The organism is Mesorhizobium sp. B4-1-1, from assembly GCF_006439375.1.
In the GTDB taxonomy this organism is placed as follows: Bacteria; Pseudomonadota; Alphaproteobacteria; order Rhizobiales; family Rhizobiaceae; genus Mesorhizobium.
On record NZ_VFTH01000002.1, the window covers coordinates 238,148 to 249,885 of the forward strand.

Annotated in this window: 9 protein-coding genes; 5 read left to right on the forward strand and 4 right to left on the reverse strand. The window is 64.1% G+C overall.

All coding sequences use genetic code 11. The annotated features are described in order from the left end of the window. The first annotated feature begins 93 nt into the window (after nt 1–93). The gene (locus FJW10_RS03870; RefSeq protein ID WP_140898516.1) at nt 94–1,350 is read left to right on the forward strand and encodes an Hsp70 family protein; all 1,257 of its coding nucleotides are present in this window, start codon (nt 94–96) and stop codon (nt 1,348–1,350) included. Nucleotides 1,351–1,634: 284 nt separating this feature from the next. Here FJW10_RS03870 and FJW10_RS03875 read toward each other — a convergent pair whose 3' ends face one another. Together FJW10_RS03875 and FJW10_RS30340 are read right to left on the reverse strand one after the other, a co-directional pair. Next, entirely contained in the window at nt 1,635–2,522 is an 888-nt protein-coding gene (locus FJW10_RS03875; protein ID WP_140898518.1) for a LysR family transcriptional regulator, read from the reverse strand. A gap of 55 nt (nt 2,523–2,577) precedes the next feature. Next, nucleotides 2,578–2,724: a hypothetical protein gene (locus tag FJW10_RS30340; protein ID WP_181177398.1), complete on the reverse strand. Its 147-nt coding sequence runs from the start codon at nt 2,722–2,724 to the stop codon at nt 2,578–2,580. A gap of 77 nt (nt 2,725–2,801) precedes the next feature. Here FJW10_RS30340 and FJW10_RS03880 point away from each other — a divergent pair, with 77 nt between their 5' ends. The 4 genes from FJW10_RS03880 (at nt 2,802) to FJW10_RS03895 (ending at nt 8,250) form a co-directional block, all read left to right on the forward strand. Beyond that, the gene (locus FJW10_RS03880) at nt 2,802–5,732 is read left to right on the forward strand and encodes a molybdopterin oxidoreductase family protein (protein WP_140898520.1); all 2,931 of its coding nucleotides are present in this window, start codon (nt 2,802–2,804) and stop codon (nt 5,730–5,732) included. Continuing rightward, on the forward strand, nt 5,729–6,463 hold the full coding sequence (locus tag FJW10_RS03885) for a 4Fe-4S dicluster domain-containing protein (RefSeq protein WP_140898522.1): 735 nt from the start codon (nt 5,729–5,731) through the stop codon (nt 6,461–6,463). Before FJW10_RS03880 ends, FJW10_RS03885 begins: the two co-directional genes overlap by 4 nt. A 6-nt stretch (nt 6,464–6,469) precedes the next feature. Then, entirely contained in the window at nt 6,470–7,405 is a 936-nt protein-coding gene (locus FJW10_RS03890) for a DmsC/YnfH family molybdoenzyme membrane anchor subunit (RefSeq protein ID WP_140898524.1), read from the forward strand. Between the two features lie 71 nt (nt 7,406–7,476). Beyond that, on the forward strand, nt 7,477–8,250 hold the full coding sequence (locus FJW10_RS03895; RefSeq protein ID WP_140898526.1) for a tetratricopeptide repeat protein: 774 nt from the start codon (nt 7,477–7,479) through the stop codon (nt 8,248–8,250). Nucleotides 8,251–8,269: 19 nt separating this feature from the next. On the opposite strand, the gene pdeM is transcribed toward FJW10_RS03895, so the two are convergent. Both pdeM and FJW10_RS03905 read right to left on the reverse strand, forming a co-directional pair. Further along, entirely contained in the window at nt 8,270–8,986 is a 717-nt protein-coding gene (gene pdeM, locus FJW10_RS03900) for a ligase-associated DNA damage response endonuclease PdeM (protein ID WP_140898528.1), read from the reverse strand. A gap of 17 nt (nt 8,987–9,003) precedes the next feature. Beyond that, nucleotides 9,004–11,535: a ligase-associated DNA damage response DEXH box helicase gene (locus FJW10_RS03905; protein WP_140898530.1), complete on the reverse strand. Its 2,532-nt coding sequence runs from the start codon at nt 11,533–11,535 to the stop codon at nt 9,004–9,006. Nucleotides 11,536–11,738: the final 203 nt, after the last annotated feature.

An 11,738-nucleotide genomic window follows, 5' to 3' on the forward strand; every position in this document is an offset into this window, starting at 1 on the left:
ACATCTCGATTTTCGGCAGAGCGGTCCGGCTTTCCGGACGACGTGCGCTTCGCGTCGTCGACAACCCTGCCCAGGCAACGACAGGAGGCTGCGATGCGATCGGCATTCGGCGGCATCGATTTCGGCACGTCCAATTCCACTGTTGGCGTGATCCGCGACGGCCGGGCGCGACTGGTGGCGCTGGAAGGCGAGCAACCGACCTTGCCAAGCGCCGTGTTCTTCAACTTCGAGGACGGCTACACCTATTTCGGCCGCCGTGCGATCAGCGACTACACCGACAGCATCGAGGGGCGTCTGATGCGCTCGCTGAAGAGCGTGCTCGGCAGTTCGCTCGCCAGCGAGAAAACGCGCATCAAGGCGCGCCAGATCGGCTTCATCGACATCGTCGGCCTGTTTATCGACCATCTCAAGAAGCGACTGGAAGAGGACGCAGGCGGTCCGGTCGAAAGCGTCGTGCTTGGCCGGCCCGTGCAGTTCGTCGACGACGACACGGCCGCCGATGCGAAGGCGCAAGGCGAGCTCGAAAAGGCGGCGCGCGCGCAGGGCTTCAAGCACATCGCCTTCCAGTTCGAGCCGATCGCGGCGGCGCTCGATTACGAGCAGAAGGTCGCGCGCGAGGAACTGGCGCTGATCGTCGACATGGGTGGCGGCACATCCGACTTTTCGATCGTGCGGGTCTCGCCGGAGCGCGCGCTCTCGACCGACCGAAAGGCCGATATCCTGGCCAATCGCGGTGTCCATATCGGCGGCACCGATTTCGACCGGCTGCTCAGCATCGCCCATGTCATGCCCGAGCTCGGCTATCTGACACGGACCAAGGACCACAAGCGCAACCTGCCGGCGGCCTATTTCATCGACCTGGCGACCTGGCAGCGCATCAACCTCGTCTACACTACCAGGGCGATGAACGACCTGCGGCAGATCCGCTACGAGGCCGAGCGGGCCGACCTCGTCGACCGCTTCATCCACGTCGTCGAGCATCGCTACGGCCATGCGATGGCGGGCCTTGTAGAAAGGGCGAAGATCGCGCTGACCGACCAGTCTTCGGCCGAAGTGAAGGTGTCGCTGCCCGGCGCGCGCTTCGCGGCCGAGATCACGCGCGCCGGCCTCGAGGAGACCATTGCTGGCGACATCGAACGCGTAGCCGCGACGGTGAGACAAACGATCGCCGACGCCGGCGTTGCCGCCTCGGCCATCACCGCTGTGTTCCTCACCGGCGGTTCGACCGCCATCCCGCTGGCGAAGCGGCAGATTCTTTCCCTGGTGCCGCAGGCCTCCGTCATCGAGGGCGACATGTTCGGCTCGGTCGGCCTCGGCTTGGCGCTTGACGCGCAGCGGAAATACGCGTGACGGCTGGAGGTTGACTAAGACGCCGGTCGCTTCGTCATCCACGGGCGGAGCAAGGAGCGAAGCGACGCGCGCAGACCCGAGGATCCATTCCGTGACGTATAAGCGCCGCTGCGATGCAGAATTCTGCTCCGGTGCACTCCACGTCGAAGGTCACGGAATGGATCCTCGGGTCTACGCTCCGCTTCGCGTCGCTCCGCCCGTGGATGACGACGTTCGGAGGCCTCGGACAATCGCGAACGTTCGCGATGATCAGCATCCCAAGAACATGGTCCGGGTGCCTGGGTTCAGCTGACCCTTCCACCCAGATGCGCCTTCAGCGCCATCTGGGCGAGGCTCGCCTGGCGGTCGCGGTGCGTGATCATGGCGAAGTCGCGCTTCGGCAATTCGACCGGCACGGCCCTGAGGCTGCCCTCCGCCAGGGAGCGCGCGACGACGAGCTCCGAGATGATCGTGGCTCCCGCGCCGGCCTCCACGGCCTGACGCACGGCCTCGTTGCTGGGCAGGACGAGGAATATCTGCAATTCCGCCGGCGGCACCCCCCGACTGAGCGCGAAATCCTCCAACGATTCGCGCGTGCCCGACCCGCCTTCCCGGATGATCCAGCGCAACGCCCTGATGTCGAGGTTGCCCGCCCGCGTCATCGCAATCTCGGGATGCGAGCGCGCCACAACCAACATCGGACGGTCCTCATCGACCGTGGCGCGGCGCAGGATGTCGGACTCGGTGCGGCCTTCGACCAGGCCGAAATCGGCGCGGCCGTCCAGCACATTGGTCTCGACCTGCCTGGTGTTGCCGATCGTCACGCTCAGCTTCACGGCCGGATAGGCTTCGTGGAAGGCAGCCAGGCGACGCGGCAGCCAATAGCTGGCGATGGTCTGGCTCGCCGCGATCGACAGGCTGCCGGCGATGGTCTGCGAGACATCCGCCAGAACGCCGCGAGCAGCGGCGGCGCGATCCAGGACCGCCTTCGCCTCCGGCAGGAAGCGATGGCCGGTCTGGGCCAGTTCGATGTTGCGGCCGACCCGGTTGAACAGGCGCACGCCATGCTGGCTTTCGAGCGCGCGGATGGCGGCCGAGGCCGCCGACTGCGAGATGCCGAGCCGTTCAGCGGCCTTGGTCATGTGGCCGTGCTCGGCGACGGCGACGAAGATGCGCAACTGGTCGAGAGTCATGGTGCAACTAAGAAGCAAAATCGATCGGAATTACAAGAGCTGCTTGTTAGACGCATCAATGGCTTTGTTCTAAGTTTTTGCCCGAAGTTGGAAAAAATTGGTCGCCAGAGACCAAGAGTGGAAAATGGTAGCGCGCTTCAAATCCCTGTTCGCGCATTGGAGTCGCCGGCTGAAGCGGCAGCTCGCCGGTGAGCGTTATCATCCCGAGCTTCATTACATGCGCGGTCCGGGACCCAAGACGAAGGCCAAGACGGCGAACGGCAAGAGCGTTCGCGGATCATGAGCAAAGCCGCGCCGCGCGGCGCCAATTCCGCCCCCTCGCAGCGGCCGCTGGCCGACAGCCGGGCGCCGGACGAGGGCGACGGCGTCGAGACCTCGCCAAGCGTCTCCGACCGCACCGCCAAGACCACCTGCTACATGTGCGCCTGCCGCTGCGGTATCGACGTCCACATCAAGGACGGCAAGGTCCGCTACATCAACGGCAACAAGGACCATCCGGTGAACCGCGGCGTGATCTGCGGCAAAGGCAGCGCCGGCATCATGCAGCATTACAGCCCGGCGCGGCTGAAGAAGCCGCTGCTGAGAACCGGGCCGCGCGGCTCGGGCGAGTTCCGCGAGATCGAGTGGGACGAAGCGCTGACCATCGCCACCGAAAGGCTGTCGTCGATCCGGCGCACCGACCCGAAAAAACTCGCCTTCTTCACCGGACGCGACCAGTCGCAATCGCTGACCGGCTGGTGGGCGTCGAAATTCGGCACGCCCAATTTCGCCGCGCATGGCGGCTTCTGCTCCGTCAACATGGCGGCCGGCGGGCTCTACACGATCGGCGGCTCGTTCTGGGAATTCGGCGAGCCCGACTGGGACAACACGAAATACTTCATGCTGTTCGGCGTCGCCGAGGACCATGATTCCAACCCGATCAAGATCGGCCTCGGCAAACTCAAGGCGCGCGGCGCCAAGGTGGTTTCGATCAACCCCTGCCGCACCGGCTACAACGCCATCGCCGACGACTGGATCGGTATCCGACCGGGCGCGGATGGCCTGTTCGTGTTGGCGCTGGTCCATGAATTGCTCAAGGCCGGCCGCGTCGATCTCGACTATCTGCTGCGCTACACCAACGCGTCGGTGCTGGTCGTGCAGGAGCCGGGGGCCGCCGATGACGGGCTGTTCGTTCGCGACCTGGACGGCAACCCGCTTGCCTGGGACAGGGCGGCCAAGCAACCGGTCAATGCGGCCGCCCCCGAAGCAAAGCCGGCGCTGACCGGCTGCCATGAGGTCGGCGGACAGCGCTGCGTGCCTGTCTTCCAGCTCATCGCCGAACGCTATCTCGACGAGACGTATTCGCCGGACGCCGTGGCGGAGCGCTGCGGCGTCAGCGCGGAAACGATCCGGCGCATCGCGGCGGAGCTGGCGCATGTCGCCTTCGAGCAGACGATCGAACTGCCGATAGCCTGGACCGACTGGGCGGGCCGGCGGCACGAGACGATCAAGGGACGGCCTGTCTCGATGCATGGCATGCGCGGCATCTCGGCCCATTCCAACGGTTTTCATACCTGCCGCGCCATCCATCTGCTGCAGGTGCTGCTCGGCACCGTCGATGTCCCCGGCGGCTTCCGCTTCAAGCCGCCTTATCCGCGCCCGGCGCCGCCGGGGCCGAAGCCATGCGGAAAAAACGTTCGGCCGATGACGCCGCTCGACGGCATGCCGCTCGGCTTCGTCTGCGGACCGGACGATCTTCTCGTCGACGACGCCGGCCAGCCCACCCGCATCGACAAGGCCTATTCCTGGGAAGCTCCCCTGGCCGCGCATGGGCTGATGCACTCGGTCATCCGCAACGCCTGGGCCGGCGACCCTTATCCGATCGACACGCTGTTGATGTATATGTCGAACATGGCGTGGAACTCGTCGATGAACACGGTCGAGACGATTGCCATGCTGACCGACAAGGACGAGGCCGGCGCCTACAAGATCCCCTTCATCATCTATTCCGACGCCTATTACTCCGAGACCGTGCCCTTCGCCGATCTGGTGCTGCCCGACACCACCTATCTCGAGCGGCACGACTGCATCAGCCTGCTCGACCGGCCGATCAGCCATGCCGACGGGGCCGCCGACGCCATTCGCCATCCGGTGGTGCAGCCGGACCGCGACGTGCGGCCGTTCCAGTCGGTGCTGATCGAGCTCGGCGCGCGGCTTGGCCTGCCGGGCTTCGTCGACGAGGACGGTTCGGCCAAATACAGCTGTTATGCCGACTACATCGTCAACCATCAGCGCACGCCCGGCATCGGCCCTTTAGCCGGTTGGCGCGGCAAGAATGGCGGCGCGATCGGCAGGGGCGACGTCAACCCCGACCAGCTGCAGCGCTACATCGACAATGGCGGCTTCTGGCATCACGATTTCTCCGACGACCAGCGCTATTACAAAATGGGCAACCGCGCCTATCTCGACTTCGCCGTCGAGATGGGTTTCATCCCCAAGGCCGAGCCTATTGTCTTCCAGCTCTACTCGGAGCCGATGCAGCGGTTCAGGCTTGCCGCGCGCGGCCATGGAAAAGTGCAGCCGCCGGACGCCGAACGCGGCCGCATCGAAGCCTATATGGACCCGCTGCCATTCTGGTACGCGCCCTTCGAGGACGACGCCGTCGACCTCGAAAAATATCCGCTGCATGCGCTGACGCAGCGGCCGATGCACATGTACCATTCCTGGGGCTCGCAGAATGCGTGGCTGCGGCAGATCACCAGCCAGAACAGGCTGTTCGTCCATCACCGGACGGCCGCCGGTCTCGGCTTTGCCGACGATGACTGGGTGTGGATCGAGAGCATCAACGGCCGGGTGAAAGGCCAGATCAAGCTGATCGACGGCGTGAATCCGGACACGGTGTGGACCTGGAACGCGGTCGGCAAGCGGCGCGGCAGTTGGGGCCTGAAGGACGACGCGGCGGAGAGCAATCGCGGCTTCCTGCTCAACCACATCATCGGCGACCAGACATCGGCCGACGCCAGCGGCAGGCGCTATTCGAACTCCGATCCGGTCACCGGCCAGGCGGCGTGGTTCGACGTGCGCGTGCGCATCGTCAAATGCGCGGCGGACGAAGCCGGCTTCACCGAGCCGCAATTCGAGCGTTTCGCCCAGCCGCCGCATTTCGAACCTTCGCCCGAAGTGCTTCGCTTCGGCGCCGCGTTTCGCATGAACAGGGAAGCCGCCGAATGACCTGTCTCCCCGCCCATACCGAGAAAAGGCTCGGCCTGGTCATCGACCTCGACACCTGCGTGGGCTGCCAGGCCTGCGTCACCGCCTGCAAAGAGTGGAACACCGGCGGGCACATGGCGCCGCTGACCGACATCGACCCCTATGGCGGCCATGCCGACGGCGTCTGGTTCAACCGCGTGCACGCTTACGAGCACACGACCGAAATGGGCGGCCGCACGGTGAACTTTCCGCGTTCCTGCCTGCATTGCGAGCAGCCGGCCTGCGTCACCGTGTGCCCGACCGGCGCCTCCTACAAGCGCGCCTCGGACGGCATCGTGCTGGTCGACGAGGATAAATGCATCGGCTGCAAATTATGCAGCTGGGCCTGCCCCTACGGCGCGCGCGAGTTCGATACCGATGTCGGCGTCATGAAGAAATGCACGCTCTGCGTCGACCGCATCTACAACGACAATCTGGCCGAGGAGGATCGCGTGCCCGCCTGCGTTGCCGCTTGCCCGACCAGCGCCCGGCATTTCGGCGATCTCGGCGATCCGGCTTCGGCGATCTCGCAGCTTGTCGAGGAGCGTGGCGGCGTCGCGCTGATGCCGGAGCTTGGCTGCAAGCCAACCAACAGATATCTGCCGCCGCGTGCCCGCAGCGAGCGGGCGGCGAAGGTGGACGCACCGGCACTGGAGCCGATCAAGGTCGAGGGCGGCTTTCTCGGCTGGATCGACCGCATGCTTTCGAACTGACCGATCATGCATCCCGCCTTTTCCGTCGTGTTCTTCACCACCGCTACCGGCGCCGGTTACGGCCTGCTGGCGCTGCTCGGCGCGCTTGGCGGATTTGGGTTCATCCCAGCCGATTTCTGGCTGGGCTTTGTCGGCATGGGGTTGGCGCTTGGCCTAATCGCGGCCGGATTGCTGTCGTCGACCGGCCATCTCGGCCGGCCCGAGCGGGCATGGCGCGCCTTCTCGCAATGGCGCAGCTCGTGGCTGTCGCGCGAAGGCGTGGCCTCGGTCGCCACCTTCGTTCCGGCTGCCTTGTACGGCATCGGCTGGGTGCTTCTCGGCCGCAGCGGCGGCTGGGTGGCGATCGCCGGCCTGCTGGCGGCGGCCGGCGCGGTGACGACAGTCTGCACGACGGGCATGATCTACGCCTCGCTGAAGCCGATCGCCCAATGGCACAGCCGCTATACTTTGCCGGCTTATCTCATTTTCGCGGCGATGACCGGAAGCGTTCTCGCCAACGCTTTGCTTCAGGGGTTCAAGCTGGGTTCAATGGCGGTGCTGATCGCGGCTCTGCTTGCCACGCTCGCCGGCTGGGCCTGGAAGCTTGCGACCTGGCGCTACAATGACCGGTTGGAGATCCCGACCACGGCCAACACGGCGACTGGTTTGGCAGGCGGCACGGTGCGGTCGATCGAATGGCCGCACACCGAAGAAAACTATCTGCTGAAGGAAATGGGCTTCCGCATCGCGCGCAAGCACAGCGCCAAGCTGAGGCGGATCGCCCAAGGCCTGGCTTTCATCGCGCCGGCTGTCCTGCTTGCCGTCGCGTTCGCCTTGCCGTGGCCCTTCGTGGCGATTGCGTCGGCGCTCGCGGCTATGTCCCAGCTCGCCGGCATGCTCGTCGAGCGCTGGCTGTTCTTCGCCGAGGCGAAGCACACGGTCACGCTTTACTATGGCAGATAAGGCGTCCTATTGTTCCCCCCGGTAGGCTGCTGGATTATTTTTGAAAGATACCTTGAAACTGGATATCGGTAATGATCGTCATTCGCTTTAGCTTGACGAAGCATTTTGCTCGCGGAATTTTCTTGGCGGGCGTTTTGTGTTTTTCTTCTCAAAATTCCCTTGCAGGCGCGCAGGAAGCTGACGCTGCATTCCACGCTAAGAATTATGTGGACGCCTTCAATGAATGGGAGAAGGTTGCCAAGACCGGCGATCCCGTTGGCGAATACAATACCGGCTTTATGTATTCCGAGGGCCTGGGTGTGCCGTTGGACTATTCCAAGGCGGCCGAGTGGTGGGCCAAAGCAGCGGCGCAGGATTTTCCGACAGCCGAACTCGGTCTTGGCCTCTTGTACTCGTCCGGCAGAGGGGTTGCTCAAGACGATGCTCGGGCAGCTGAACTGTACCGCAAGGCTGCAGTTAAAGGCTTAGCCAAAGCTCAGCAATATCTTGGAGAGTTGTACTTTTTCGGCAAAGGACTACCTCAGAGCGGTACGGACGCGGTTTTTTGGTGGACCAAGGCCGCAGAGCAGGGTGAAGCTTCTGCGCAAGTAAATCTTGCGACCGCCTATCTCAATGGAGATGTGATTGAAAAGGATTTCAATTTGGCTTTTTTTTGGTGTGAAAAGGCGGCAAAGCAAAATAGCGGGAAAGCGCAGTTCAATTTGGGCATAATGTACTTGAAGGGGGTTGGCACCGAGAAAAACTTGGAGCTTGCCACCCAATGGCTCAAACGCTCGGCCGCGCAAGGATACGTTGGTGCGCAAGGGGCGCTCGATCGAATACAGACAGCCCTTAAGAAAACTTGAATCGTCGAACCAAGCGACCTCAGCCCGGCCGCAGCATCGAGCCGGAGATCGCGAAGATGCGCTCGGCGCCGAGCATATAGGCAACTAATGTTTCCAGGCGGAACAGGCCGGCATAGGCGCGGTCGAGCACGTTGAGCGAGCCGGTATAGGCGCCGAAGGCCGGCATGATCATGCGGCCGCCGTCGCCGGCGAAGCAGCGCCGCCTGACGGAGCGGCCGCGCTGGACGATGCGCGCGCAAGGGTGGAGATGGCCGGCGATTTCGCCCTCTACCCACGTCTTCGACGGCTCATGACGGAAGAGCAGCGAGCCGATGGCGAGTTCCTTGACGGTCTCGCCCGGCAGGTCGGCGGGAGCATCCGGGTCGTGGTTGCCGGCGACCCAGAACCAATCGCGGCCGGCCATCATCGCTTCCAGGCGCTCGCGGAAGCTCTGGTGCATGCGCCCGGCACCGCCGCCGTCGTGGAAGGAATCGCCCAGGCTGAGGACGATCCGCGGCTGGTAGTCGGCGATGACCGCCTGCAACCGCAGCAAGGTGGCGCCCGTGTCGTAAGGCGGGATCAGCGCGCCACGCTTCGCGAAAGAAGAGCCTTTTTCGAGATGCAGGTCGGAGACGGCGAGCAGCCGCAGGTCGGGGAAATAGAGCACGCCGCGCCGATCGCAGACCGCGCGCTCGCCGGCGATGCCGACAAGGTCGGCCTCGGCGATCAGCGTTGCGCGCGACAGCGAAAAATTCATCCCCTCCAGGCCTTCTTTCAGTCCGCCATTTCCGGCCCCATGGCCTCTTCAACGAGGGTGGCGGCATCCATTAGCAGTGTTTCGTCCGCCTCGCCATTCACCGGCATCTTGCCGATTTCAAGCATGATCGGCACGGCCAACGGCGATATCTGCTCGAGATTCTTATGCATGATTCGACCGCGGATGCGCGAGAGCATCTCGGCAAGTCTGCTGACATCGAGCAACCCGGTCGCGGCATCGGTACGGGTGGCCTGCAGCAGAATATGGTCAGGTTCATGGCTGCGCAGCACGTCATAGATCAGGTCTGTCGACACAGTGACCTGGCGACCGCTTTTTTCCTTGCCTGGGTGGCGCTTTTCGATCAGGCCGGAAATCAGCGCGCAGTTCCGGAAGGTGCGCTTCAGCAGCCAGCTGTCTGCGAACCAGGCCTCGAGGTCATCCCCAAGCATGTCCTGATCGAACAGCGTGGCCAGCGACGGTTTCCTGTTCTCGAACATCCAGCCCATGTCGGCCAGCGACCAGATGGCCAGCGCATAATCGGTGGCGACGAAGCCGACCGGCTTGGCTCCCACACGATCGAGCCGTCGCGTGAGCAGCATGCCGAGCGTCTGATGCGCAAGCCTGCCTTCGAACGGATAGGCGACGAGGTAATATCGGTTGCCGCGTGGAAAAGTCTCGATCAACAGATCGTCGCGTTTCGGCAGCACCGACTTGTCCGCCTGGAACCGCAGCCAATCCGCAACCTGCTCGGGCAGCTTCTTCCAACGTTGCGGGTCGTCGAGCATGGCCCGCACCTGCTCGGCCAGGTAAGTCGAAAGCGGGAATTTGCCGCCGCCGTAATAGGGAACTTTCGCATCGCTGCCGGGCGCGTTCGAGACGAAGCACTCGTTCTCGCGGATGCCTTCGAAGCGCAAGATCTTGCCGGCGAACATGAAGGTGTCACCGTGGGTCAAGGTCTCCAGAAACGCTTCCTCGATCTTTCCCAACACCCTGCCGCCGCGCGAGGCCGCTCCCCTGCTGCCGGCCTGGACGTAGCGAACGTTGAGCGCCGGCACTTCGATGATGGTGCCGACATTCAGCCTGTATTGCTGGGCGACACCCGGATTTGAAACCCGCCACAGGCCTTCCTTCGTCTGCCGGATGCGGGCATAGCGCTCGTAATTTCTCAGCGCGTAGCCGCCGGTGGCGACGAAGTCGATGACCCGGTCGAAAGTCGGCCTGTCCAGGCTGGCGTATGGTGCGGCCGTCCTCACTTCCTCGAACAGCGTATCGGCATGGAACGGCGCCCCGCAGGCGCAGCCCAGCACATGCTGGGCCAGCACATCGAGCCCGCCATTGACCAGCGGCGGCGTGTCCTGCGCGCCGAGATAATTGGCGTCGAGCGCCGCGCGGCATTCCAGCACCTCGAAGCGGTTGGCAGGAATAAGGATCGCTTTCGACGGCTCATCCATGCGATGGTTGGCGCGACCGATGCGCTGCGCCAGGCGGCTCGCTCCTTTCGGCGCACCGACATGCACGACCAGATCGACATCGCCCCAGTCGATGCCGAGATCGAGCGTCGAGGTGGCGACGATGGCGCGCAACGCGTTTTCGCCCATGGCCTTCTCGACGCGGCGGCGCTGAGCGACGTCCAGCGAACCGTGATGGAGCGCGATGGGCAGCGTATCTTCATTGACCCGCCATAGCTCCTGGAACAGCAGTTCAGCCTGGCTGCGCGTGTTGACGAAGAGCAGCGTGGTCTTGTGCCGCTTGATCTCGCGGTAGATCTCAGGCGTGGCGTAGCGGGCGGAGTGCCCGGCCCAGGGCACCCGCTCTTCCGAGTCGAGGATTGATATCTCAGGCTTGGCGCCGCCCGTGACGACGATGAGCTCGGACATGGCACCGGGAGAAGCCTGACTGACCAGCCAACGCCGCAACTCGTCCGGCTCGGCCACGGTGGCCGACAGGCCTATGGTCTGCAACCCGGGGACAAAGGCGCGCAGCCGCGCCAGGCCAAGTGCCAGCAGATGGCCGCGCTTGGAAGTGACCAACGAATGCAGTTCATCGAGCACGACATAACGCAAATCCTCGAAGAAGCGCCTGGCGTCGTTCGAGGCGATCAGCAGCGCGAGTTGCTCGGGCGTGGTGAGCAGGATGTCGGGCGGTACAAGCTTTTGCCGCTGGCGCTTGTGTGAAGGCGTGTCGCCGGTGCGCGTTTCGATGGTGACGGGCAGTCCGATCTCCTCGACCGGCTTGCCGAGATTGCGCTCGATGTCGACGGCCAAAGCCTTGAGCGGCGAGATGTAGAGCGTGTGGATGCCGCGATGCGCCTGGCCCGGCTTTCGCTTGGGACGGTTGGCGAGCTCGGTCAGCGAAGGCAGGAAGCCGGCCAGCGTCTTGCCGGCGCCGGTCGGCGCGATCAGCAGCACCGATTGGCCGCTTTGAGCCTTCGCCAGCAACTCGAGCTGATGGGCGCGCGGCGACCAGCCCTTTTCGCCGAACCATCTGACGAATGGCTCAGGCAGCAGGACAGCGGCATTCTGCTCGGCAAGGCGCGGCTGCTCGGTCACGCGCAAGAGGTAGCGCGGCGGCGCGCAATCGCCAAGGAAAATCGGAACAAAAGGGGATCATGGTTCCTCGCCCCGTTTACGGAGAGAGGATGCCGGCAGGCAGGTGAGGGGCTGCACCAACGTTCAGAGGTTGGCTTGGTCAGCGCGAGCAATCGCAGGTTCGCGCTGCCCCTCATCCGCCCTTCGGGCACCTTCTCCCCGTG